The sequence below is a fragment of the Coprobacillus sp. genome (genome assembly GCF_984815275.1).
On sequence record NZ_CFJNYH010000020.1, the window covers coordinates 13,007 to 38,287 of the forward strand.

Sequence of the window (25,281 nt, forward strand, 5' to 3'; positions counted from 1 at the left end):
AAATATGAGAGAAGGTGAAGAAATGAAATTTATTGATAAAGTTAAGATTTATGTCGAAGCTGGTAAAGGTGGAGATGGAGTTGTTGCATTTAGACGTGAAGCTCATGTTCCGAAAGGTGGTCCATCTGGTGGAGATGGTGGAAAAGGTGGAAGTATCATTTTTGAAGCAACAACATCCTTGTCAACATTGTTAGATTTTCGTTATCATCGTGAGTATAAAGCACGTAATGGTGGAAATGGTATGGCGAAAAAGATGCATGGTGCTGATGCTAGTGATATGATTTTGAAAGTCCCAGTTGGAACTGTTATTTACGATGAAGATACTGGAAAAATATTGGCTGATTTAACTGAAGACAAACAGCGTGCTGTTATTGCTAAAGGTGGACGTGGTGGACGTGGGAATACCCGTTTTGCGACAAGCCGCAATCCTGCCCCAACAATTTGTGAACGTGGGGAACCAGGAATTAAATATAATTTGACTTGTGAGTTAAAGTTATTGGCTGATGTTGGCTTGGTAGGATTTCCTTCAGTTGGGAAATCAACTTTCCTATCAGTTGTTACACGTGCTAAACCTGAAATTGCTGATTATCATTTTACAACAATTGTTCCTAATTTAGGTGTTGTTCAAGCAAAAGATGGAAGATCATTTGTTATGGCTGATTTACCTGGTTTAATTGAAGGGGCTAGCCAAGGTAAAGGTTTAGGTCATCAGTTTTTAAGACATATTGAAAGATGCCGAGTTATTGTTCATATTATTGATATGGGTGGAACTGAAGGACGTGATCCCTACGAAGATTATCTGGCAATTAATAAAGAGTTAGGTGATTATAAATATCGTTTGTTGGAAAGACCTCAAGTGATTATTGCTAATAAGATGGATGAGGTTGGTGCTGAAGAGAATTTGAAAATCTTTAAAGAAAAATTAGGAGATGATATTCCAGTTTTTCCAGTTATTGCTTTGATTCAAGAAGGCGTAGATATGCCACTTTATGCTATTGCAGATTTATTAGATAAAACGCCATCATTTGCTACAGAAGAAGAGGAAGTTGAAAATAGTGTTCTGTATAAATATGAGAGTGATGATGAAATTGGTTTCGAAATTTTCAATGAAGGAAATGGTGTTTGGGAAGTTTCTGGTGAAAAAGTCGAAAGAATTGTTCAAATGGCTGCATTAAATAGCGATGATGGGATCAAACGTTTTGCTCAGAAAATGCGTAATATTGGTTTGGATGATGCTTTGCGTGTTGCTGGTGTTCAACAAGGTGATACCATTCGAATTCTTGATTTTGAATTTGATTTTTACGAATAATAAGAGGGTGAAGCTATTATGTTAGGAACACTTATTAATACAATGACTGTTATAGGAGGCAGTTTCATTAGGTTAGTTGTGAATAAAGGTATTCCAGAGCGAATTTCACAACAAATGATGAGGGCGTTGGGTTTGTGTACTCTTTTTATTGGTGTACAAGGCGCTTTCAAGGGTGAAAATACATTGATTATGATTATATCAATGGTTATTGGTGTTGTGATAGGGGAAAGCATTGATATTGATAGACGTATTACAGAATTTGTAAATCGTTTAGAAAAGAAATATATGAAGAAAAAAGAAGGACAAAAACATTCAATAGCTGAGGGATTAATTACATCGAGTTTATTGTTTTGTGTAGGTTCAATGACAATTGTAGGTTGTTTAAATGCTGGATTAATGAATGATAATACAATGTTATATACAAAATCAACGTTAGATTTTTGTTCATCAATGATTTTTGCTTCAACACTTGGGATTGGTGTTATGTTATCAGCTGCAGTTGTTCTTGTTTATCAAGGAGGATTAACTTTGTTAGCTTCACTTGCCGCACCACTTTTGACAACAAGTGTTATTAACGAAATGACTTGTGTTGGGTCATTGGTTATTATTGCAACAGGCTTGAATTTATTAGGGATTACAAAAATAAAATTGATGAATTATATTCCAGCAATGTTTTTACCTATTTTATTATGTTTGTTTATATAAAAAATGAGAAAATGTTTCTCATTTTTTTGTATCCGCTAATTTCTGTGTTATAATAGATGCAAATGTTAAGAAATAGGAGTCTTGTATGTATAGTTATATTAAAGGTATTATTGTTGATATGGCAAGAGATCATATCGTTGTTGATAATCAAGGAATTGGTTATTTAATATATGTTTCTAATCCATATCAATTTACAAAAGGTAAAGAAACATTGGTGTATGTATATCAGCAAGTGAAAGAAGATGGTATTTTACTATTTGGCTTTTTGTCTAAAGAAGAGAAGGATTTATTCTTGAAATTAATTATGGTTAAAGGTATCGGGTGTAAAACGGCTATTGGTATTTTGGCCACTGGAGATGTGAATGCAATTATCCAGGCGATTGAATCTAAGAATATTGTTTATCTCAAGAAAATTCCTGGCATAGGACCGAAAGCAGCACAACAGATTATTTTAGATTTACAAGGAAAGTTTAATGGTGTTATTAGTGAAATGATATTGACATCTGTAGAGTTTGATGAAGCTATTGAAGTTTTGATAGCATTAGGATATAAGCGTCAAGAAGTTGATAAAGTTATGAATACTTTGTCACAAGAACACTTAGATACAAATGGTTATGTTAAGAAAGCTTTAAATTTGCTTGTTAAAGGATAGGGGGGATAATTATGGATTATGAACGTGATGTCTTAGATGTGAAATCACATAATGAAGATGAAGAAAATCAACTTCGTCCTCAGTCGTTTGATGAATATGTTGGACAAAGTCATTTGAAGAGCAATCTGAAAGTTTTTGTTGGTGCTGCAAAACTAAGAGATGAAACTCTAGACCATGTTTTGTTATATGGACCACCTGGACTTGGAAAGACAACAATGTCAATGATTATCGCAAATGAGATGGGTACTCATTTAAAAACAACAACAGGGCCAAGTATAGAGAAAACTGGTGATTTGGTAGCTATATTGACTTCATTAGAGCCAGGTGATGTTTTGTTTATAGATGAAATTCATCGTTTGAACAAGGTTGTTGAAGAAATATTATATCCAGCAATGGAAGATTTTTGTGTGGATGTTGTTATTGGTAAAGAAGCTTCAACAAGGTCTATACGTATTGATTTACCACCTTTTACACTTGTTGGGGCTACGACAAGAGCAGGAGATTTATCTGCGCCATTAAGGGACCGATTTGGGATTGTTTCAAAATTGGAGTATTATAATGAAGATGAATTAACTCAGATTATTAATCGTACAAGTCGTGTTTATCATATGGATATGGATTTAGAAGCTCAAAGTGAACTGGCAAAACGTTCAAGAGGAACTCCAAGAATTGCAAATCGTTTATTTAGACGAGTACGTGATTTTGCACAGTACAATGGTGATGATATCATCACTAAAGCCCGAACAGTGGAAGCGTTGCAAAGATTAAAAGTTGATGAATTAGGGCTGGATGATGTTGACCATAAATATATTTTAGGAATTATTCATCGTTTTAGAGGAGGACCAGTTGGATTGGAATCTGTGGCTGCAAGTATTGGTGAGGAACCTATGACACTTGAGGATGTCTATGAACCATATTTATTACAAACTGGTCTCATTAAAAGAACACCAAGAGGAAGAGTTGTTACAGAATTAGCTTATCAGCATTTTCATATTTCAAGAGATTCAGAGACTTAGGTCTCTTTTTTTATACAAGAAATTTATTGTTGATATAACTATGAAGGATAATCTTAGGATATTATTTGATAATGAGAAAAGTCGTGAAGGAAAACAGGAAAGTGATGTGACAGGGGGGGCGATAGACATATATAAGAGTATTTAATGAAGAAGGAGTATTTCTTATATAAAGAATTTAGCAAGATAGATTATGGATGAAAACAGAACTCAACAGAGGAAAAAGACAAGGCAGAAAAGAAGAGGAGAAATGTTGAAGATTGTTCAGAAATTGATAAAAATGAAATATAGTGTTAATCCTATTCATAGGATATTACATTGTACATATACTCAACTTGAATTAGCGATTTATCTTGTTATGAATGATTTAAATTATGAAGAGTTCAAAACAAGGGTCATATAGTTGGTGGAATAATCTAGAGAATAACATTGTAGAATAATCAATGTCATTCTTTTTTTACATACTGATGTATGACATTTTAAAGGAGGATAGGATGAAGAAGAAATATCAAATATGTGGTTTTATTATTTTGTTTTTATGTTCAGTTGCTTATGATTTTCAAAAGCCGGAAAAGATTATAGAAACTCAAGAAAGTCATTCCTATGTTATTTTGGAAGGAGAATTTTTAAAAGAAGGAAAATATGAATATGATGGTGAAAAAACGATTCGAGATATTGTTGATGAGGTAGGTGTGACACAACAAGCTAATTTATCAGCTTTGTCATTAAATTTATCAGTTGTAGATGAATCACGACTCTATTTGCCAAGTATCCAAAAAGAATCTATCTCACTTAATCATGCGACACAAGAACAATTGATGACACTAAGTGGAATTGGTGAAAAAACTGCACAGAAAATTATTGATTATCGAAAGGAACAACCTTTTTATACAATTGAAGATATTATGAAAGTTAAAGGAATTGGTGAGAAAACTTATTTGAGATTGAGAGATCTATTATGCTTATAAGATATCATATCTTTTATTATGCTGTCAGTTGTCTGTTGGTGGTAATTGGTGTTTATTATCATGAGTTGTCATTCTTATTTTTATTTGGTTTTATGTTTTATTTATATAAAAGATTTGGGATTCGATATGTTATTGTGGCAATTCTACTATCAATTATTGTTGTTATTCCTAGAGATGGTATTCAAGAACTACCTCATAGTATAACTGGACAAGTTATCAAAACGAGTGACAAATACTGTTACGTAAGATTTCATGAGGGGGTCATGAAACTCTATCATGAAGAAGATATTCGCTATGGTGATACAGTTCAATTTACTTTTAAGATATTAGATATGAGTGAAAATACTAATGATAATGCCTTTAATGAAAAACTTTATTTATATAGTCAAAAAATATTTTATAAAGGAAAGCTAAAACAACTTTCTGTTAAGAATTCAACATATTCTTTGTACCAATGGATTGAAGATCATTTATCGTCTGAAAAAGATGTGTCTAATTATCAAAGATTATTTTTATTGGGAGAAAGAACGGAAGATATTCAAAATGAATATCAACAGCTTTCTCAACTGTCATTAATTCATTTGTTTGCCTTATCAGGAATGCATGTTCATATTTTATATATGATGTTAAAAAAGGGTTTAGGAATATGTGTTCATCAAAAGTATGCCAAATGGCTAGCCTATGTTTTTATAGGAATTTATGTTTTTTCAATTCCTATAAATATTTCTTTGTATCGTGCTTTTTTTGTTATGGTTCTATATGAAATTATGAAAAAATGGTTGAATCAATTGGATGTTCTTTCTTTGCTTGTAATTGTTTCCTTGCTTTATAATCCATATATCATTTATAATATTTCATTTATATTTTCATATTTTATTTACTTTATTGTTTTAGTAACTAAACACATAAAGTCTTCTGCATTGATGATTTATTTGTCTGGTTTACCAATTATCCTAACTCTAAATTATCAGATTCCTCTTGTTGCTTTTGTTGTGGGAAATATCTTAACGCCTTTTATAGAGGCATTTTATTGTTTTTGTTGTTTATCAATTATAATACCAGTCTTCTTGTTACCACTTTCACTATGTATTCAATGGTTACAAAGTATTATGATATTTGTAGAGCGTATAAATCAATTTATTGTTTTTTCAAAACCATCATTTTCTTTCATCATCATGTATTATATTCTCTATTTTATGATTCTGTATAGAATAGAGCAGCACAAATCTATACAAATAAATATTTCTATTATGATTGCTTTGCTAGTGACTTTTTCATTTTATAGTCAATATAAATTATATGCAGAAGTGACTATGATTGATGTAGGACAGGGTGATTGCACTTTGATTCGTTTGCCTATGAATCAAGGGAATATTCTCATTGATACAGGCGGGAATAAAGATTACGATTTAGCAACTCAGACAATTATTCCTTATTTGAAGTCTATCGGAATTCAGAAACTTGACTATGTTTATATATCACATAGTGATTTCGATCATTGTGGAGCTTTAGAGTCACTGATAGAACATTTTCATGTTGACCAGGTAATTGATCGATATGAAGAAGAAAGAATAATCGGATGTATGAAAGTCAAGATGTTCAAGAGCAATAAAATTTATTTTGATAATAATGATCAATCATTGATTATGCTTGTTGAGTTGTTTGAAAATCGTATTCTATTCACAGGAGATGCTTCATCACAGGTTGAAGAAGATTTAAGGAAACAATATCGAAATTTAAATGTGGATATTTTAAAAATATCTCATCATGGAAGCAAAACAGCAACTTCTGCCTCTTTATTACAAATGATACAACCTGACATTGCTATGATTGGAGTTAGGAAAAATAATATGTATCATCATCCATCATCAGAAGTTATAGAAAGATTAAAACGTAAACAAATAACAATTTTAAGAACTGATGAAGATGGAATGTTTCATATACGATTTTATGGAAAATCACGTTACATTTTGAAGTGATTCATGTATAATGATAAAGGTGAGGTGGTTAAATGAATTGTGTTATTTATGGTGAAGAAAAGATGCTAATGGAACAAAAATTAGCTGCTTTAAAAAAACAATATCGTATTCATGAGGAAGATATGAATGTGATAACATATTGGTGTCATGAGACATCTATTTCAGAAATGATTGAAGATGCTTTAACCCCACCTTTTCTAACTGAATACAAAATGATTATTATGAAAAATCCATTGTTTTTAACAACTCAAAAGCAAAAGGATGTTAATGAGGAAGATATTCAAATGTTAATGGATTATTTATCTAAAGAGAATCCAACAACCATCTTTGTTATTTATCATGATCAAAAGAACTTTGATGAAAGAAAAAAGATTGTTAAGAAGTTAAGAAAAGATTTACGATTTATTGAGGTTGGAAAACTTGATCACCATCAGCTTTTTAAAACAACTCATCAGGCAATTAAAAAACGTGGATGTGAAATAGATGATGATGCTTTAGAACTTCTGTTATCGAGAATGCCAAATGATTTATTGGAGATTTCTCAAGAGGTTAATAAGTTGTGTTTATATTCTCAACATATTACAAGAGAAACTATTGATATTATGGTTGCAAAGCAAGTAGAAGAGAATGTTTTTGAATTAACCAAAGCTATTTTAAATAAAGAAACAGGGAAAAGTATTCAAATATATAAAGATTTAATGATGAACAATGAAGAACCTATTAAATTGATTGTTTTGATAGCTAATTCTTTACGTTTATTATATCAAGTGAAGTTATTAGACCGAAAAGGGTATAATGATCAAGAAATAGCAAAAATGTTATCGTTAAATCCATATCGATTAAAATATGTGCGTCAAGATGGAAAAGATTATGATATTCAAGAATTATTGCAGAAATTAGATGAACTTTCACAACTTGATGTGAATATAAAGACAGGTAAAATTGATAGATTTAGAGGATTAGAACTTTTTCTCATTAGAATTGGAGGACAATAAATGGAATCATTAAGAGAATTATATAAAATAGGAGTAGGACCTTCATCGTCACATACAATGGGGCCACAACGTGCTGCAAAACGTATTTTAGAATTGTTCCCTGATGCCTTGCGTTTTCATGTTGATTTACATGGTTCGTTAGCATTAACAGGTAAAGGGCATTTAACAGACTATATTATTGAAAAGACATTTTCACCTATTCCTGTTACCTTTTCATTTAAGAGTGATGCTTTGTCGTATCATCCTAATGGAATGATTGTTCATATTTTTGATCAAAAGGATCAAGAAATAAAAGCAATTGAAGTTTATTCAATTGGTGGTGGTTCAATACTTTTTAAAGGTGATATGGAAGAAAAGCCTAAAGAAGTATACAAACAAAAAAACATGGATCAAATCTTAAAATATGTAGAAGAACAAGGCATTTCGTTGTATGATTATGTGTTAGAAAATGAAGATGATTCTTTTGTAGAATTTCTTTATAAAATATTAGATGCAATGTTTCAAAGTGTTGAAAGTGGCTTAAAAAAAGAAGGAACGATTCAAGGAAAACTGAAACTCAAAAGAGTTGCAAAATCAATGTTTCAACAAGCTCAAAATACACGCCGTGAGGCTGACCGTGAGAGATTGTTTATTTCAAGTTATGCCTATGCTGTTGCAGAAGAAAATGCTGATGGTGGACAAATTGTGACGGCTCCAACATGTGGTGCAAGTGGAATTATGCCAGCTATCTTATATTATTGTTATAAGCAATTACATATAGAAAAGAAAGACCTTATTAAAGCATTAGCAGTTGGAGGAATTTTTGGGAATGTTGTGAAAACCAATGCTACAATTTCTGGAGCTGATGGTGGATGTCAGGCAGAGGTTGGTTCAGCTTGTGCAATGGCAGCTGCAACGATGGCGTGGATTTATGAATTAAACAATTCATTAATCGAATATGCAGCAGAAATGGGATTGGAACACAATTTAGGTTTAACATGCGATCCTGTTGGTGGCTATGTTCAAATTCCATGTATTGAAAGAAATGGCTATGGGTCACTTCGAGCTCTAGATGCGGCTATGTTGGCTAAACAATTGGGATATCTACGTAAAAATAAAGTCTCTTTTGATGCAATTGTTCGTGTTATGAAAGAAACTGGAAAAGATTTATCAAGTGCGTATAAAGAGACATCATTAGGTGGATTGGCGAAGGAATTTGGCTTATAATGAAATCATTATATGTTCATATTCCATTTTGTGATCACATCTGTGCATATTGCGATTTTTGTAAGGTTTTTTATAAAACTGAGTGGGTAGAAAAATATCTTGATGCTTTGGTTTACGAAATTCAGCATAAACAAATAAGTGGTAATTATGATACGGTTTATATAGGTGGTGGTACACCTAGTTCGTTAAATTTATTACAACTTCAAAAGTTATTTGATATTTTGTCACCTTTTACCAAATGCGTGAAAGAATTCACTATTGAAGTGAATCCTGAATCTATGGATCAAGAAAAAATAGATTTGTTTGTAAACAATTCTATTAATAGATTAAGTGTTGGTGTTCAAACTTTTCAAGATAAATTATTGGGAGCTATCAACAGAGTTCATACATCTTTAGAAACCATTGAGGTTATTCAACAAGCGCAAGCGAAAGGGATAACAGATATTAATGTTGATTTGATGTATGGTCTACCAAATCAAACTTTAAAAGATGTTTATAAAGATATTGATATAGTTAATTCTTTAGATGCTTCTCATGTTTCTATTTACTCATTAATTTTAGAGGAGCATACTCTTTTAAAAAATCAAAACTATCAACCTTTAGATGATGAAGAGGATGCGAAATGGTATCAGGAAATTAATCGTTATCTTGAAACTAAGGGAATGATTCATTATGAAGTCAGTAACTACTATAAATATAAACCATCATTACATAATCTTGTTTATTGGCATTATGAAGATTATGATGGAATAGGATTATCTGCCCATTCTTTGATTCAGCATCACCGTTTAGAAAATACAAAAAGTCTTACTCAATATCTTAATCATCAGTATCTGAGTGAAGATATCATACTTGAACCAGCAGATGAATTGTTTGAAAAAATAATGATGGGATTAAGATTAATTGAAGGACTTGAAATTAATGAAGTAAATCAGATGTTTGATATTGATTTTCTGATAAAGTATCAAGAACCTATTCAAAAATATCTTAAGTTAAAGATGCTTGAAATTAAAGATGGATATATCAAAACTACATCTTTAGGAATGAATTATTTAAATAGCATTTTAATTGATTTTTTATAATGTTGTTGTTATTTCGACAAGATTCCTAAATTATGGAAACTATGATATAATATTCACATAGGGGTGTTGAAGATGGGCATAATTAAAGTGGCAATTTGTGATGATGATCAATACATGTGTGAAAAAGTGCATGATTTTTTAAAATTGTTTTTTTCTAGACAGCATATTACAGTCCTTTATTATTTCTTTGCTGATGGCATGTATTTATTGGAGTCAGATGAGATTTTTGATATTGTCATTTTAGATATTGAAATGAAAATTATGAATGGAATAGCAGTTAAAGATAAAATATGTATGGAAAGACTAAATTCCAAGATTATTTTTTTGACAAGTCATAGAGATATGGCAATAGAGTCTGTAGGTAGAAATGTATATGGCTTTGTTCCAAAAGATGAGATGAATAGATTAGAAAAGCATTTAAATACAATTATGCATGAATATAAATCACATCAGTTAATCAATATTACTGGAGAAAGTATAGATATTTTTAATGTCGCTTATATTCATTCGTCTGGAGGATATTGCTATTTTTATGATAGACAAGGAAATGAGAAGGTTTTTAGAATTTTGTTAAATAAAGTGGAGAAAATCTTATCTCCATATAAACAATTTTCAAGGATTCATCAATCGTATATTGTTAATTTTGATCATGTTCAGAAATGTTCATATGGAAGTGTTGAATTAAAAAGGAAAAATGGTCTTTTGTATTTATCTGTTTCAAGAAAGTATACTAATGAAGTCTCTCAAAAGTATATTCATTATAGGAAAGATAGGTGTAGAAATGGCTAATTTATCTTGGAGTATCATGCAATTAATTGATTGTTGTTTATATCTTTTTTTAGGTTATTCATTATTTGGAGAAAAGATTAAAGGAAATAAAAAAAATATATATGAGTTTTCTTTTGATTGCAATTTGTATATTTACATTAGAACATTATACGCATATAACATTGGCATTTATTTTACCAATTCTTCTCTTATTTATGATGTCACAAACATATATAATACATAGAAGTGTTATAGTTTTATCAGTGGTATGTATAATTATGATTATTCAACAATATTTGGCTTTATCTTTATTTCCCTATGAAATCATGAATAACAATAGACAAATTGATTTATATAGTATATGTTGTGCATTTGTTGTCATTGGTGTCTCTTTCTTTATAAAATATGTACGAGAGCATTTAAAATTTGTTATCCATTTGTCTGATATTCCTTCCTATATTTATATGAATATAATCTTAGGAATATGTGCTGGGATTTTGCCTTTAACGCTTGTCAATTATTTGGAGAATGAAATACCTATACGGTTAAGAATATCAATATTATGTGTCTCTTACTTTTCAATTATATGTAGTTTAATAAGTGTCTTTGTTTTTGTGAAAAATTATAAGGAAAAAGATGGATTGAAGAAACAAAATCAATTAAAAAATGAACTTTTAAATATGCAAGAACGTTATTTTATTGATACAGTAAAGAATTATGAACACTTAAGAAAGTTCAAACATGATATACAAGGGCACTTTAGAGTTATATCACAATTGGAAAGTCAAAAGTCATATAATGAATTACATTCTTACATTCAAAAATTAAAAATGACTATGCAAAAGGAACAAGTTTTCCAATGTTCACACAGTCATATTTCAGCTATTGTGAATTCATATATTGAAGATATGAAATCTGAGAATATAGAATTAAAAGTGATATATAGTGTTACGGGGTTTATAAAAATTGATGTCATAGACTTGGATTCTGTTGTTTATAATCTTTTGAGTAATGCATTTGAAGCAGAAAAGAAAGTTGGGAAAGATGAAAAAATTATTACTTTAAATTTTATGGGAAGTCAAGAGGACTTGCTTATAGAAATTGTTAATGATGTTAATGATGATGAGTGTATTAACTTTATAAGAAAAAATAAGACGTCAAAGAAAGATAAATTTAATCATGGTATTGGTATTAAAAATATAAAAGATATTGCTAATAAATATAATGGCGACATTGATATACAGATAGAAAATGGGAGACTATCTATTGAAGTTTTTTTTAATAATGTTATTGATATTGGTAAGGAAGATGAATAAAAACATCTTTCTTTTTTTATGCATAGACTGTTGAATATGACAAAATAACGTCAGATATGACAAATCAATCGTTAGAAAAGAGATTTCTTTGTATGTTGAATACAAGGAGGCGATTGATATGTGTAGATACTTTTGGAGTTGGCTATTTAAATTTTGGGGATGTTAAAAAGGAAGGAAGTTAAATATATGTTTAAGAAATATCCATGTACAATGCAGCATGATGCATCAGATTGTGCGGCAGCTGCTATTTCAACTGTATTACTTGTATATAAACAGGAAATGTCTTTAATGAAAATTAGAGAAGTTATTGGAACTGATCTTTATGGTACAAGTGTAAAAGGTATTGTTGATGGTTTAGAAAAACTCAAATTTCAAGTCAAGGCAGTTCGTGCAGAGATGAAAGATATAACAGATGATATGACATATCCGGCTATTGCACAAATTCATACAACAGAGGGGTTGAATCACTTTGTAGTCATTCAAAAAGTTCGTCATGGTATCTTTTATGTTTCTGATCCAGCGAAAGGAAATATAAAATTGAAACGAGAGGAAATACAGAAACTCTATACTGGCGTTTTAATCATGATGATACCTACATCTGAATTTGAAAAGATGAAGTACAAGGATAAAGGGATGTTTGATTTGTTTTGTGCATTAATATTACCACAAAAAAGATTGCTCTTAACGATTATACTGGCAAGCTTTGTTTTAAGTATTATAGGAATTCTCTCAAGTACTTTTTCTAAGGTGTTAATGGATGAAATTATTCCTTATCAATTAAAGAATAAACTTTACATATTTTTGTTAGCATATGGATTGGTTGTTTTATCACAAAACTTATTATCAGCATTTAAGCAACAGATTGTCTTGTTTCTTTCAAGAAAGGTTGATATTCCATTGTTAATGGGATATTACAACCACATTATTCATTTACCTTATGAGTTTTTTGCATCGAGAAGAGTAGGAGATATCATCACCAGATTTCAAGATGCATTAACAATTAAAGATATTTTTACAACAGTATCTGTTTCATTAATATTGGATATTGTTTTGTCACTCATAACAGGAGTTATTTTGTTTCATTTAAATTCAAGTTTATTTTTGATATTGATTGTGATGATTGTTGTTAATGTTATTCTTATTTATGTATTTAAGAAACCTTATAAGAAATTGAATTATGAACAAATGGAATCTAATGCCATATTGAATAGTCATCTGATCGAATCTATGCAAAACATAGAGACGGTTAAATCACAAAATGATGAAATGCAGCAGATTCATAAATTAGAAAATCGTTTTGTATCATTGCTGAAGTTGGGTTATAAAGAAGGGACATTACAGAATGTTCAGGGAGTTATTTCGAGTTTCATTAATTCACTAGGTGGATTGGTATTTATGGCTATTGGTGCAATGTTTATCATAGATGGAAAAATGAGTATTGGGGACTTATTGGTATTCCAGACATTGAGTCAATATTTTACAGAGCCTATACAAAGCTTAGTATCTTTGCAGTTAACGTTTCAGGAAGCGAATATTGCAATGACAAGACTGAATGAATTAATGTCATTAGATAGAGAAGATGAACATCGGGAAGAACTGATTGATGATATTGATTTGTTAGGTGATATCTGTTTTGAAAATGTACAGTTTTCTTATGGTTCAAGACCACCTGTCATTAAGAATTTTAATCTCACTATTCCTAGTGGAAAACGAGTTGCACTTGTTGGAGAAAGTGGTGCAGGGAAGAGTACGATAGCTAAACTTCTGTTAAAGTTTATGGATGTTAAAGAGGGGAAAGTGACAATAAGCGGTTGTAATGTTCATGATATAGATGAAGCATACTTAAGAAGGAATATAGCTTATATTCCACAGAATATAGAACTTTTTACTGGAACAATCATAGATAATTTAAAAATAGGAAATCCAGAAGCAAAGTATGAGGAAATTATGACAGCCTGTCAGCTGGCAGGAGCAAGTTCCTTCATTGAAAAATTACCTAATCGTTATGGGGCGTTCATAGAAGAAGGGGGAAGCAATTTATCTGGTGGTGAGAAGCAAAGATTAGCTATTGCAAGAGCTATTCTTTCCAAGTCACAAGTCTTTATCTTTGATGAAGCAACCAGTCATCTTGACTCTTTTAGTGAAAGAAAGATACATGATTTACTGTTTAAAAAGATTAAAAATACAACAACACTTATTATTGCACATCGTTTGTCAACGATAGTCAATTGTGATCTGATCTGTTTTGTTGAAAATGGCAGAATCATTGAGCAAGGAACTCATGATGAACTAATCGCAATGAATGGTCAGTATGCAAAGATGATTTCTTTACAAAATATGACAATGCTAAAAGTCAATAAAACAGTAATAAATGAGGAGGAAATCAATTATGGCTAAGTTAGAAGTCTTAGAAAATAAAAAGTTGGTTTTAAAGAATGTTCTGAAAAAAGAACTGAGAGGAATTTCATTTGAAGATATAGATCAGCAAATCAATAAGTTTGCCAATCGGTTAGATATCTTAAAGGTCCAAACTTTTGGCCCGTTAGTTATTAAATTCTGTGGAACAAACATTTCAGAAGAAGGGGATATTACAACTGATTACGATTTGTTGATTCAAGCTCATGATTATAGACAATATAAAAATCAATTTGATATTGTTGAAAAAGTAGATTGTCCTCATTGTGTTTATATTCATTATGAAGGGAATCCTTTAGAAATCAATTTTGTGAATTCAAAACTTGATCTTTATTTCTATGAAAATGATTTAGAAAGTACTGGTGAAAGTTATACTGTCTGTATTCATGATAGTGAGGAATATGTCATTACAGACTTCTTTAGACCGGTGATGCAGTTATGAAACTTTATCAAAAATCAGAACTGAAAGATTCACGTATTTTCTTTGATAAGAAACCACCCATGTTTCTAACAATGTTTATTCTCTTTATTCTTTTTATGATTATATTTGCGATTTGGATGAGTTCATGGATGAGCAAGTCTTATATTGTCGAAGCAAATGGAACAATTACGACAACTGATAACATCTATATAAGTGCTTTGTCCGATGGTGTTCTCACTTCACTCAATTCTCAGGAAGGAACTTTTGTAAAAAAGGGTGATATCTTATTTGAAATATCAAGTGGGAGTGAAGGGGTACAATACAGTGCTCTACAAAAACAAATATCAAATACAAAGGATAAGATATCAGCTATTAATAAATATATCAATTCATTAAATATTCATCAGAATAAGATGTCTAATTCAGGAATAGAACAGGAATATTATGAGAAAGTCAGATATTATATATCCTCTCTTGAGGATGAGAATCAGACAAAAGAAAATAATCAAAAATCAATAAAACAAAAAGAAGAAAAGAAAACAAAGAAAGAACAAGAAATTCAATCTCTAAAAGATCAAATTTATAAACTGAAAGATACAGAGGAAGATAAAGCCAAAAAGGAAGAACTCAATTCTTCTCTAGAAACAAAACAATCTGAACTAGAGTCTCTAATAGAAGAAATCAATCAGTTAACTCAGACAAGTTCTTCACAAGCAGAACAAACAAAGATTCAGTTGATTAGTGAAGCAGGGAATACTCGTACAGCATTACAGTCTACCTTAGTTGAGCTAGAAGGACAGTTAAAAGCATATCAGTCACAGGATGCTCTTACAACAGTGAAAGCATCACAGGATGGTTATGTTCATTATCTTTCAACAATCAAGGAAGGTGTGACCATTCAAAAAGGACAAACAGTTGCTGAAATTAGTACCAATAAAGATGATCAGATGATTGTAGAAGCCTATATACAGGCAACTGATATCTCTAAGGTACAACTTAACAATGATGTGAAGGTTGCGATTAATGGAGTCAATATACAAAAATATGGAACACTAAATGGAAAACTTGTTTCGATAGATTCAGGAACATTAACACAAGAAACAGAACAAGGAAATATTGTGTTATATAAGTGTCTTGTGTCTTTGGACAATAAACAGCTTCATTCGACAGATGGATCTCAGATAGATGTTATAAAATCAATGCCAGTTGTAGCGAGAATTGTCTATGAGAAAGAAACTTATTTAGATTGGCTATTAGAATTATTGAGTTTTAAGAATTAATATGGTATAAAGTAGAGTATATACATAACTCTATTTTATATAAATTTTGGTAAAGAAAAGGAGGAGAATGTTATGGAATTAACAATGAATTTACCAAGAAACTATGTAGAAATTGAAGAAGAGGAGATGATGTATTTAGATGGTGGAAGCATGACAATGCTCTATAAGAATATCAAGGGATTATGGGGTAGAAGTCAAGGGTTTAGAATGTCTTGTAAGGCAGTAGGGATAACTTTAGGAACTATTGGAACAATTGCTAAGATGTCTTATATTAAAGCAGTCTGCAAATTCGGATATGTTGTAACAAGAACTGCTTTGACTATTGGCGGTTTTTGGCTAGCTGGAATAGCGCTTGCAGGAACTGCAGCATTTATGATATATCTGTATAATAAAAGAACTTTTTATTAACAAGGGAAGTATTACATTGTCCTAAATGGCAGCTGCTTATTTGCTGCTATTTAGATATTGTTTATAAAAAAAATTATATAGAAAGATATTTGGTGAAACAATAATGAAAACTTATATTTATTATTTAGGTATGCTTATACTAACAACACTTATTTCATTTTTATTGTATATTTATATAATTAGTATAGAAATATTTGTTGATCATGCTATTTTTTATTTTTGTTTTTATATTATGGTATTGATGACTTCTGGGCTATGTCTCCATTATTTAAAAACTATTTTTTTTATTTTATTATGCAAAATAAAAAAAATAAAATATTCAGTTATATGTTTATATCCGATTGTTTTGGTTGATGGAAAATTAATCGTTCTATTTGGACCATCAAATTATGTTTTCTATAAAAATTTGTGTGATCTAAGTGATGTTAACTTAAATAATTTTAATGAGAAATATTCTTTAATGAAGAAAATATATAAACAAGAAAATATATATATTTTTTTATTGGCTTTCACTTTATTTGCGATTGGAATATACTGGCAGTTATATTTGTTTCTATTTTTATTGTTTTCATATATTTTATATAAAGTTACAATTAATTTTCTTAATAGTTTTAAAGACACTCATAGTAAATATTTTTTTAATGAACTTCTTTTCACTAGTGTTGTCAATTTAGAATTAATCAGTTGGCATATTAGTTATCTAGAAAAGAATATTGATGATGTTATTAATAAACCAAATGAAATGTTGAACTGCTTAAAATTAATGATTGTTTTGAATAAAAATTATTTAAGTGAATATTTATTTAAATTAGATAATATAATAGAACTCATTATTTTGAAATATGGTCAATCAATAGAAATAGAATGTTTAGATTTGATATTTGATTATATAGACTTAAGAATTTGTTTGAATAGAGAAAGCAATAAAATAAAAATATTGTCAATGTTGAATTTGTTTTGTGAAGAAGATAATTGGAATTTTCAAATTATTGATTTATATAATACGAGAATTAATGAATTGAAAAATTATATAAATGGTACATCCAGTATACAAATAAGAAGGAAAATTTATAGGAATATTTTTCGATAAAATAAATAAAAATGAAAGGAAGATGCTGATGAAAAACCAGAAGTTTGTTAATAAGAAGTTAGTTATTAATTTGTTGATAATTACAGATGTTTTATCAATATTAGGTATTATTGCTATTCTTTTAAATTCTGAGTTATGTAATGGAGCTATTTGGTTGGGATCCATAATATTTTTTGTTTGTTATTCGATAGGAGTTACTTTCTATCTGGGTGTTTGTGATTCTAAAATAAGGAAATGGATTGTATATATTATTGATTTAATCAGTTGGCTATAAATGCTTTTAGAATATTTAGTTAGATTTATCAAAAAATATAACTCAATTTAATGAATCTATGTTATTAAAAGATTTTAGAATTTGCTGTCTCAAAACCACTTAAATTTAGACCAAGAATAACATCAGATATGTTTATCAGATTGATTCTTCTGTTTATGATACTGATAAGGAATATAATATTGATAAATATATCTGCATAAGTAAATGACTAATAATAGTCTAATGATTCTTAACGAGCGTTTTATGGGATTCTATCTTGTATCTATAATGAATGAGGCTTTTCAACTTAATTTTTGTGATACTCTTACGATTGGGACTATTCATCAATTTCGTTTGGATTTTAAAAATTACAATATTGCAAGGCAATGTACTATAACAATGTACTATAACAATGTACTATAACATTGCTTTCTGATTTATATTAAATTACGTAGAAATTGAAGAAGGTGGAATACTGTATTTAGATGTTGTCTTTTTAAATCATGTGAATATTGTTGTCTTTGCAATTTATGATTTGTATGGGGGCTAATCTATTAAAAATATTTTGAGTAGTACAATAAAAAATATGATAAAAAAATATACATGTAGATGGCTTGGAGCACAGGAACTTAGTGATTTCTGTGGAATGATAATGGGAGTATAAAACGGTCTTCTATCAGTTCTGTGATAATTAAAATATGGGAGAAACACGATACATGATTATAGGATAATTGTTATGGAGTATGGAAATTATAAGTAAAAGAATGGAGTCTAATAAATTGGAAAAACTTAAAATAGCTATTATATGTATTTTATTTGTTTTGTTAATAGTTACTGGATTCCTGGCGTTACCATCTTTTTTTTGATAGTATGCCTCTTGTACTTCAAGTTGGAATGATCTGTTTTGATATTGTTGTATCAGGAACTATGTACTATATAATTAAATATAAATTATAAATGATTTTGAATATTTTTACTTGATTTCTATCGGAATTATTATCATATATAATTTATTTATTAAATGTTGTTCTTATGAGAGGGGAAAATGAAATTTAGTGATTGGTTTACATATATATTAGCATTGCTACTTTTAGGTTCAAGATAAGTGATTCCTTTTCAAGATGATACTATTTGATTTATAATATTATTTCTATTGTTGTTGCTATTGGGATTTTTATTTATGGTAAAAAATGAATCTGATTGATTTTTAAAACATTGACAATAAACGAAAAAATTGTTATTTACTTCTTTGCGCTTGGGAACAGTTATTGGCATAGTCTTAATTATTGTATTTATTAATATTTGATCACTTTAAATCTTCATAAAATAGTAAGTCAATAAAGATATCAAGATAATTGCTCTTTGTACTGTTGATTTTACAAATAGGGATTATAAATGTATAGTGAATAAGAGGTGAGAGTGAAGGTGATGATGAGTTATTTTGGTGGTGCAATGACTATAGCATGTTTTTGCTTATTTATACTTTTATTAAAGTTTTTAATTTTAAGGTCATTAAGGTCTATTTATGGATAGTTGAAATGACTATTCTATGGTCAACAGTCATGCGTTTTTTAGAAAATGAAGTCTTAAATCTAGGTACATTGCTTGTTTTTCTATTTGTTCAAGGGATGCTTATTTATTTTATCAAGATTGATTATCGAAAAGATGTTTGTCGAAAGGATATCTATTTAAAAATATTATAAAGTCATTTTGTTCCACTGATTGTAATGGGGATACCAAAGGTGAAGGAAGAAGTTGATGAATTTATAAAGACATTAGATGACCTATTGAGAAACTCTGATCAAATGAAAAAAAAGAGCTTTTTACTTTTTTGTATATGATGCAGGATATATATATAATCAGGCTTTATTTCTAAGAAAGTCTGATATGTATCTTTTTATTGAAGATAAAGAGTTTTTAGAGTTAGATGTTGAAGAAAATGGGAAAGGTGGTAGTGCTACATTAGCAAGGAATTTAAAGGGATTATGGAATAGAAGTAGTGCCATTAGAAAAATCGCATCATATCAATGTGGTATCACAGCTGGTTTTATGAAATCTTTAGCTACTATTGCTTATTGGAAAGGTGTTGCATTATTTGGACCTGCAATCGCTAACGCTGCGTTATATATTGGTGGTGTAGCGTTTATGTGTGCAGCAGTATTAGGAGTTGGAGTGGCTGTATTATATTTAGATAAACATAGAGTATTTTATTAATATATGGGGGATTTATCCCTCATATATTAATAATTATAAGGAGGATACTTTTTTATGAGAACATTCAAATATTTTAAACTTATATTAGCTTGTTTAGATTTGTTTTCTGCATGATTGTTATATATTATATATATTCCTGTTTTGTTGTTTATATGTGTTAGTTGCTAGTTTTTATCTATGTGTATTTAGTAAAAAATAAGAACTATTATAGGAAAAACTCAACTATACGATTGGTTCGAAATGATCCGTTCGATGATTGTTAATGTTCTCATTGTGTGGTTTAGGTTTAGCAGGATTTTGTTTTTAGAACTGAAAAGGATGCTACAAGATATTTTTACTTATTTTATGAAACAACAAAAAGAACTAAGGAAAACGTATTTAAGAAACATCCTGTTGATATTCATATATGTATTGATCTCTTTTGTTTATATAAAGGGGAGTGCAGAGTTGATAACTGAATTGAATTCAGTTATTTTTGTTTTTTAGCACAAAAGTGTTGACAGTGCTAAAAACATGAGTATAATAAAATTAGCACAAAGATAAAAGGAGTGCTAAAAGGAGGTTGTGATATGCTGAGTGCACGACAATTGCTTATATTCAAGTGTATTGTTGAAGAGTTTGTTGAAACAGCTGAACCAGTTGGTTCAAAAACACTTATGACAAAGTATATGCTTCCTTATTCAAGTGCGACAATTCGTAATGAAATGTCATTTCTTGAAGAAAATGGATATTTAGAAAAAACACATACGTCATCAGGACGTGTGCCCTCAACACAAGGGTATCGCTTTTATGTCAATACATTAATGCAGCCTAATGTTGATGACGATGTCAAAAATCAAGTTGCTATGATTCTTGGTGACCGGCATCGCTCTTTAAATGAGATTATTCAGGAAAGTTGTCAAATTTTAAGTGAACTTACTCATTTGACTACAGTAGCTTTAGGTCCTAATTCTGATTATGAACGATTGCAAAATATTACACTTGTTCCTTTGACAGAGCATAGTGTGACAGCAATTATTGTAACAGACAAAGGGCATGTTGAAAATCGTATTTTTAAAGTTAAGAATAATGCTTATTTAGAAGATTTAACAAGTTGTGTGAATGTTATGAATGATTTGTTGGATGGAACACCAATTAATCAAGTGGCTTATCGCTTGGAAAGAGATGTGCGGCCAATATTGAGTGCTCGAATTAAAGAACATGAAGTTTTATTCAATGCGTTTTTAGAATCATTTATGAAATTCGCCAATAGTAATGTTTATTTCTCGGGTAAAGAAAATATGTTGTATCAACCTGAATATAATGATGTGAATAAACTTAGACAGCTGGTCTCTGCTTTTGAGAATTCACAGTCATGGAAAAGTTTAGAACCTATTGCTATTGAAGAGGGTGTAAGTGTAAGGATTGGAAGTGAATCACCCATTGAAGATTTAAGTGATGTCTCTGTCATCAGTGCATCGTTTAAAACAGGCAATGAATCCAAAGGATCAATATCGGTTATAGGGCCAACACGTATGCCTTATGAAAAAGTTGTTTCTTTGGTTGAGTATATTTCTAAAAGTTTAGAAACAGTTTTGCTAAGCAATGATGAAGATGATGAATAGAGGTGAAAGTATGGCAAAGGAAAAGAAAGAAAAAAAAGTTGATGAAGAAGTAAAGCAAGAAGAAACAGAAGTTGTTGAAGAAACAGCAACTGATTCACTTGAGGATAAAGTTGCAAAGCTTGAAGAAGAAGTGAATACATGGAAGACGGATTATTATAAAGTTTTTGCAGATATGGAAAACTCAAAGAGAAGGTTAGAAAAAGAACATCAAAACTCTATGAAATTTATGATGCAAGATTTTATTGAAGAATTACTTCCTGTAGTTGACAATTTTGAACGTTCTTTGAATGTTCAGGAACCGAGTGAAGAAATTCAAACATTCTTAAAAGGGTATCAAATGATTTTTGATCAGTTAATGGCTATTCTTGAAAAGAATGGTGTTGAAGCGATTGAAGCTCAAGGTAAGGAATTTGATCCAAATTTCCATCAGGCTGTGATGACAACCAACGATGAAAATTTTGATTCAAATATCGTTGTGGAAGAACTTCAAAAAGGTTATAAATTGAAAGATCGCGTTATTCGTGCATCTTTAGTTAAAGTTAATGAATAGTTATAAGGAGGATTTATATTATGGGAAACAAAATTATTGGTATTGATTTAGGTACTACAAACTCATGCGTAAGTGTGATGGAAAATGGAGAAGCAAAAGTTATTGCAAATCCTGAAGGATTAAGAACAACTGCATCAGTTGTTGCATTCAAAAATGGAGAAATCGTTGTTGGTGAAGCTGCAAAACGTCAAGCTGTTACTAATAAAGATACAGTTATGTCTGTAAAAAGACATATGGGTACAAATTATAAAGAAAATGTAAATGGTAAAGAATATACACCTCAAGAAATCTCTGCAATGATTTTACAAAACTTAAAAGCAACTGCAGAAGCATATTTGGGTGAAACAGTTACAAAAGCAGTTATTACTGTACCAGCATATTTCAATGATGCACAAAGACAAGCTACAAAAGATGCTGGTAAAATTGCGGGACTAGATGTTGAACGTATCATTAACGAACCTACTGCTGCTGCTTTAGCATTTGGTGTTGATAAATTAGATACTGAACAAAAAGTATTGGTATATGACTTAGGAGGAGGAACATTTGACGTTTCAATCCTTGATTTGGCAGATGGTATGTTTGAAGTATTAGCGACAGCTGGAGATAACCGTTTAGGTGGAGATGACTTTGATGAAAAAGTTATGAACTGGATTGTTGCTGAATTTAAAAAGGATCAAGGTGTTGATTTGAGTGCTGATAAAATGGCAATGCAACGTGTTAAAGAAGCTGCTGAAAAAGCGAAAAAAGATTTATCAGGAGTTATGCAAACACAAATTTCATTACCATTTATCTCTGCTGGTGCAGCAGGTCCATTGCATTTAGAATTAACATTAACAAGAGCTAAATTTGATGAATTAACTAAAGATTTGGTTGTTCGTACTGAAGGACCAGTGAAACAAGCATTAAGTGATGCTGGTATTTCTCCAAGTGAAATTGATCAAGTTTTATTGGTAGGTGGATCTACTCGTATTATTGCTGTACAAGAATCAGTGAAAAGATTACTTGGAAAAGAACCTAACAAATCAGTGAATCCTGATGAAGTTGTATCTATGGGTGCAGCTATTCAAGGTGGAGTTATTACTGGTGATGTTAAAGATATCGTTTTATTAGATGTTACACCATTATCATTAGGTATTGAAACTATGGGTGGAGTTATGACTGTATTAATTGAAAGAAATACAACAATTCCAACAACAAAATCACAAATTTTCTCTACTGCTGCAGATAATCAGCCAGCTGTTGATATCAATGTATTACAAGGTGAAAGATCTATGGCTAAAGATAATAAACAATTAGGTTTATTTAAATTAGATGGTATTGAACCAGCTCCAAGAGGTGTTCCACAAATTGAGGTTACATTCAGTATTGATGTTAATGGTATTGTTAATGTTAAAGCGAAAGATATGAAATCACAAAAAGAACAATCTATTACAATTCAAAATTCAACTGGATTAAGTGATGAAGAAATTGATAGAATGGTAAAAGAGGCTGAAGCTAATAAGGCTGAAGATGAACAAAAACGTAAAGATATTGAAACAAGAAATAAAGCAGAACAAATGATTAATGAAATTGATAAAGCATTAGCTGAACAAGGTGATAAGATTGATGAAAATCAAAAAACACAAGCAACTGCTTTAAGAGATGAATTAAAGAAAGCTTTAGATGATAATGATATGGCTACACTTGAAACTAAGATGACTGAATTAGAACAAGTTGCACAACAAATGGCAGCATATCAATATCAACAAGGTCAAGGAGCTAATCCGACAGGTGATACACAAACAGCATCAAATAATGATGATGTTGTCGATGCAGACTTTACAGAAAAAAATTAGGATAGTATAAAGCCAAGGCTTTGCCTTGGTTTTATCTAGTCAAGAGGTGAGAATATGGCTGATAAAAGAGATTATTATGAGGTGCTTGGTGTTTCTAAAAGTGCCAGTGCAGATGAAATCAAACGTGCATATCGAAAAATGGCTAAGAAATATCACCCTGATGTTAACAAGGATCCTGGTGCAGAAGATAAATTTAAAGAAGTACAAGAAGCGTATGATGTTTTATCAGATGATAATAAAAAAGCTGCATATGATCGTTATGGTCATGCGGCATTTGATCAATCAGGAGGATTTGGAGGAGCTGGCGGATTCGGTGGATTTGGTGGCTTTGAAGATGTTGACTTAGGAGATATTTTTGGTTCATTCTTTGGTGGTGGAGGACAGCGTCAAAGAAAGACAGGTCCAATGCGTGGGGAAGATCGTTTTGTTCAATTAGAGATTGACTTCATGGATGCAATCAAAGGTAAGAAAACAGAGATTAAAATTAATTTTGATGAACAGTGTTCGCATTGTCATGGAAGTGGAGCAAAGTCACCTGATGATGTTCAAACGTGTTCACGTTGTGGTGGTACTGGAACAATCCGTACACAACAACGTTCACCATTTGGTACATTTGTGAACCAAACAACTTGCCCTGATTGTAATGGAACTGGTAAAGTTGTTAAAGAAAAATGTGATCATTGTAAGGGTAAAGGATATATCAATAAAAATATTACTGTTGAACTAAATATACCTGCTGGTATTAATACACATCAACAGTTACGTGTTCAAGGTAAAGGACATAGAGGTGCCAATGGTGGACAAAATGGAGATCTTTATGTAGAAATTTATGTAAGACCACATCAGCATTTTCAACGTGATGGTAAGAACATTTATATAACAATTCCAATTTCGGCAGTAGATGCAACTTTAGGATGTGATGTTGATGTTCCAACTGTTTATGGTGATGTTACACTCAAGGTGCCTGAAGGTACCCAACCTGGAACAACTTTACGTCTTAAGGGAAAAGGTGTTAAGGATTTACGTAGTGATAATTATGGAGATCAGTTTGTTAAAATTGATGTTAAGATTCCAACTAAACTTTCTAGAGATGAGAAAGATTTGTATACTAAGTTAAGAAAGAATGCTAAAAAAGATTCCATTTTTGAGCAATTCAAAAAAGGATTTAAGAAGTAAAAAAGATAGTGCCCTTCAGCACTATCTTTTTTACTTTAAAAT

At 30.4% G+C, this 25,281-nt stretch carries 24 protein-coding genes; all 24 read left to right on the forward strand.

The genetic code is table 11. The features are described from left to right. Nucleotides 1–22: 22 nt before the first annotated feature. The gene (gene obgE / locus AC5M21_RS08450) at nt 23–1,309 is read left to right on the forward strand and encodes a GTPase ObgE (RefSeq protein ID WP_008789952.1); all 1,287 of its coding nucleotides are present in this window, start codon (nt 23–25) and stop codon (nt 1,307–1,309) included. 18 nt (nt 1,310–1,327) lie between these two features. Beyond that, on the forward strand, nt 1,328–2,014 hold the full coding sequence (locus AC5M21_RS08455; protein ID WP_008789951.1) for a DUF554 domain-containing protein: 687 nt from the start codon (nt 1,328–1,330) through the stop codon (nt 2,012–2,014). A gap of 85 nt (nt 2,015–2,099) precedes the next feature. Next, a complete protein-coding gene (gene ruvA / locus AC5M21_RS08460) occupies nt 2,100–2,666 on the forward strand; it encodes a Holliday junction branch migration protein RuvA (protein WP_008789950.1) in 567 nt (188 codons plus the stop codon). An 11-nt stretch (nt 2,667–2,677) separates the two neighbouring features. Beyond that, nucleotides 2,678–3,682: a Holliday junction branch migration DNA helicase RuvB gene (gene ruvB, locus AC5M21_RS08465; RefSeq protein ID WP_008789949.1), complete on the forward strand. Its 1,005-nt coding sequence runs from the start codon at nt 2,678–2,680 to the stop codon at nt 3,680–3,682. Between the two features lie 247 nt (nt 3,683–3,929). Then, nucleotides 3,930–4,082, forward strand: a complete 153-nt coding sequence (locus AC5M21_RS08470) for a hypothetical protein (protein WP_157832383.1) — start codon at nt 3,930–3,932, stop codon at nt 4,080–4,082. 91 nt (nt 4,083–4,173) lie between these two features. Beyond that, nucleotides 4,174–4,647 carry a ComEA family DNA-binding protein gene (locus AC5M21_RS08475; protein ID WP_017143781.1) on the forward strand — a complete coding sequence of 158 codons (474 nt, stop codon included), beginning with the start codon at nt 4,174–4,176 and terminating at the stop codon, nt 4,645–4,647. Then, nucleotides 4,638–6,626 carry a DNA internalization-related competence protein ComEC/Rec2 gene (locus tag AC5M21_RS08480; protein WP_008789947.1) on the forward strand — a complete coding sequence of 663 codons (1,989 nt, stop codon included), beginning with the start codon at nt 4,638–4,640 and terminating at the stop codon, nt 6,624–6,626. Before AC5M21_RS08475 ends, AC5M21_RS08480 begins: the two co-directional genes overlap by 10 nt. 32 nt (nt 6,627–6,658) lie before the next feature. Next, nucleotides 6,659–7,621, forward strand: coding sequence for a DNA polymerase III subunit delta (gene holA / locus AC5M21_RS08485; RefSeq protein WP_008789946.1), 963 nt, complete (start codon nt 6,659–6,661; stop codon nt 7,619–7,621). Beyond that, complete coding sequence (locus AC5M21_RS08490) at nt 7,622–8,827, forward strand: L-serine ammonia-lyase, iron-sulfur-dependent, subunit alpha (protein ID WP_008789945.1); 1,206 nt, start codon at nt 7,622–7,624, stop codon at nt 8,825–8,827. It begins immediately after the preceding gene. Further along, on the forward strand, nt 8,827–9,909 hold the full coding sequence (gene hemW, locus AC5M21_RS08495) for a radical SAM family heme chaperone HemW (protein WP_008789944.1): 1,083 nt from the start codon (nt 8,827–8,829) through the stop codon (nt 9,907–9,909). The genes AC5M21_RS08490 and hemW overlap by 1 nt, the downstream gene beginning before the upstream one ends. Nucleotides 9,910–9,981: 72 nt before the next feature. Further along, on the forward strand, nt 9,982–10,698 hold the full coding sequence (locus tag AC5M21_RS08500; protein ID WP_008789943.1) for a LytR/AlgR family response regulator transcription factor: 717 nt from the start codon (nt 9,982–9,984) through the stop codon (nt 10,696–10,698). A gap of 113 nt (nt 10,699–10,811) precedes the next feature. Beyond that, the gene (locus AC5M21_RS08505) at nt 10,812–11,993 is read left to right on the forward strand and encodes a sensor histidine kinase (RefSeq protein ID WP_181975711.1); all 1,182 of its coding nucleotides are present in this window, start codon (nt 10,812–10,814) and stop codon (nt 11,991–11,993) included. Nucleotides 11,994–12,179: 186 nt separating this feature from the next. Beyond that, the gene (locus tag AC5M21_RS08510; protein WP_008789941.1) at nt 12,180–14,390 is read left to right on the forward strand and encodes a peptidase domain-containing ABC transporter; all 2,211 of its coding nucleotides are present in this window, start codon (nt 12,180–12,182) and stop codon (nt 14,388–14,390) included. Next, nucleotides 14,383–14,850, forward strand: a complete 468-nt coding sequence (locus tag AC5M21_RS08515) for a hypothetical protein (RefSeq protein ID WP_008789940.1) — start codon at nt 14,383–14,385, stop codon at nt 14,848–14,850. Before AC5M21_RS08510 ends, AC5M21_RS08515 begins: the two co-directional genes overlap by 8 nt. Beyond that, a complete protein-coding gene (locus AC5M21_RS08520; RefSeq protein ID WP_008789939.1) occupies nt 14,847–16,109 on the forward strand; it encodes an HlyD family secretion protein in 1,263 nt (420 codons plus the stop codon). The genes AC5M21_RS08515 and AC5M21_RS08520 overlap by 4 nt, the downstream gene beginning before the upstream one ends. 72 nt (nt 16,110–16,181) lie before the next feature. Then, nucleotides 16,182–16,517 carry a hypothetical protein gene (locus AC5M21_RS08525; RefSeq protein ID WP_008789938.1) on the forward strand — a complete coding sequence of 112 codons (336 nt, stop codon included), beginning with the start codon at nt 16,182–16,184 and terminating at the stop codon, nt 16,515–16,517. 103 nt (nt 16,518–16,620) lie between these two features. Then, nucleotides 16,621–17,607: a hypothetical protein gene (locus tag AC5M21_RS08530; protein ID WP_008789937.1), complete on the forward strand. Its 987-nt coding sequence runs from the start codon at nt 16,621–16,623 to the stop codon at nt 17,605–17,607. A 28-nt stretch (nt 17,608–17,635) separates the two neighbouring features. After that, on the forward strand, nt 17,636–17,881 hold the full coding sequence (locus AC5M21_RS08535) for a hypothetical protein (RefSeq protein WP_017143778.1): 246 nt from the start codon (nt 17,636–17,638) through the stop codon (nt 17,879–17,881). 1,517 nt (nt 17,882–19,398) lie between these two features. Beyond that, nucleotides 19,399–19,563 carry a hypothetical protein gene (locus tag AC5M21_RS08540; protein ID WP_008789935.1) on the forward strand — a complete coding sequence of 55 codons (165 nt, stop codon included), beginning with the start codon at nt 19,399–19,401 and terminating at the stop codon, nt 19,561–19,563. 184 nt (nt 19,564–19,747) lie between these two features. Then, a complete protein-coding gene (locus AC5M21_RS08545; protein ID WP_008789934.1) occupies nt 19,748–20,074 on the forward strand; it encodes a hypothetical protein in 327 nt (108 codons plus the stop codon). Nucleotides 20,075–20,643: 569 nt separating this feature from the next. Continuing rightward, nucleotides 20,644–21,678: a heat-inducible transcriptional repressor HrcA gene (hrcA, locus tag AC5M21_RS08550; RefSeq protein WP_008789933.1), complete on the forward strand. Its 1,035-nt coding sequence runs from the start codon at nt 20,644–20,646 to the stop codon at nt 21,676–21,678. 10 nt (nt 21,679–21,688) lie between these two features. Beyond that, a complete protein-coding gene (gene grpE / locus AC5M21_RS08555; RefSeq protein WP_236916450.1) occupies nt 21,689–22,228 on the forward strand; it encodes a nucleotide exchange factor GrpE in 540 nt (179 codons plus the stop codon). 20 nt (nt 22,229–22,248) lie between these two features. Beyond that, complete coding sequence (gene dnaK / locus AC5M21_RS08560; RefSeq protein WP_008789931.1) at nt 22,249–24,063, forward strand: molecular chaperone DnaK; 1,815 nt, start codon at nt 22,249–22,251, stop codon at nt 24,061–24,063. A gap of 54 nt (nt 24,064–24,117) precedes the next feature. Then, nucleotides 24,118–25,239, forward strand: a complete 1,122-nt coding sequence (gene dnaJ, locus AC5M21_RS08565; RefSeq protein WP_008789930.1) for a molecular chaperone DnaJ — start codon at nt 24,118–24,120, stop codon at nt 25,237–25,239. Nucleotides 25,240–25,281 lie beyond the last annotated feature (42 nt).

Coding starts and splice junctions, on each gene's coding strand:
- obgE (WP_008789952.1), top strand. CDS start 23: ATGAAATTTATTGATAAAGTTAAGATTTATGTCGAAGCTGGTAAAGGT.
- AC5M21_RS08455 (WP_008789951.1), top strand. CDS start 1,328: ATGTTAGGAACACTTATTAATACAATGACTGTTATAGGAGGCAGTTTC.
- ruvA (WP_008789950.1), top strand. CDS start 2,100: ATGTATAGTTATATTAAAGGTATTATTGTTGATATGGCAAGAGATCAT.
- ruvB (WP_008789949.1), top strand. CDS start 2,678: ATGGATTATGAACGTGATGTCTTAGATGTGAAATCACATAATGAAGAT.
- AC5M21_RS08470 (WP_157832383.1), top strand. CDS start 3,930: ATGTTGAAGATTGTTCAGAAATTGATAAAAATGAAATATAGTGTTAAT.
- AC5M21_RS08475 (WP_017143781.1), top strand. CDS start 4,174: ATGAAGAAGAAATATCAAATATGTGGTTTTATTATTTTGTTTTTATGT.
- AC5M21_RS08480 (WP_008789947.1), top strand. CDS start 4,638: ATGCTTATAAGATATCATATCTTTTATTATGCTGTCAGTTGTCTGTTG.
- holA (WP_008789946.1), top strand. CDS start 6,659: ATGAATTGTGTTATTTATGGTGAAGAAAAGATGCTAATGGAACAAAAA.
- AC5M21_RS08490 (WP_008789945.1), top strand. CDS start 7,622: ATGGAATCATTAAGAGAATTATATAAAATAGGAGTAGGACCTTCATCG.
- hemW (WP_008789944.1), top strand. CDS start 8,827: ATGAAATCATTATATGTTCATATTCCATTTTGTGATCACATCTGTGCA.
- AC5M21_RS08500 (WP_008789943.1), top strand. CDS start 9,982: ATGGGCATAATTAAAGTGGCAATTTGTGATGATGATCAATACATGTGT.
- AC5M21_RS08510 (WP_008789941.1), top strand. CDS start 12,180: ATGTTTAAGAAATATCCATGTACAATGCAGCATGATGCATCAGATTGT.
- AC5M21_RS08515 (WP_008789940.1), top strand. CDS start 14,383: ATGGCTAAGTTAGAAGTCTTAGAAAATAAAAAGTTGGTTTTAAAGAAT.
- AC5M21_RS08520 (WP_008789939.1), top strand. CDS start 14,847: ATGAAACTTTATCAAAAATCAGAACTGAAAGATTCACGTATTTTCTTT.
- AC5M21_RS08525 (WP_008789938.1), top strand. CDS start 16,182: ATGGAATTAACAATGAATTTACCAAGAAACTATGTAGAAATTGAAGAA.
- AC5M21_RS08530 (WP_008789937.1), top strand. CDS start 16,621: ATGAAAACTTATATTTATTATTTAGGTATGCTTATACTAACAACACTT.
- AC5M21_RS08535 (WP_017143778.1), top strand. CDS start 17,636: ATGAAAAACCAGAAGTTTGTTAATAAGAAGTTAGTTATTAATTTGTTG.
- AC5M21_RS08540 (WP_008789935.1), top strand. CDS start 19,399: ATGACTATTCTATGGTCAACAGTCATGCGTTTTTTAGAAAATGAAGTC.
- AC5M21_RS08545 (WP_008789934.1), top strand. CDS start 19,748: ATGTATCTTTTTATTGAAGATAAAGAGTTTTTAGAGTTAGATGTTGAA.
- hrcA (WP_008789933.1), top strand. CDS start 20,644: ATGCTGAGTGCACGACAATTGCTTATATTCAAGTGTATTGTTGAAGAG.
- grpE (WP_236916450.1), top strand. CDS start 21,689: ATGGCAAAGGAAAAGAAAGAAAAAAAAGTTGATGAAGAAGTAAAGCAA.
- dnaK (WP_008789931.1), top strand. CDS start 22,249: ATGGGAAACAAAATTATTGGTATTGATTTAGGTACTACAAACTCATGC.
- dnaJ (WP_008789930.1), top strand. CDS start 24,118: ATGGCTGATAAAAGAGATTATTATGAGGTGCTTGGTGTTTCTAAAAGT.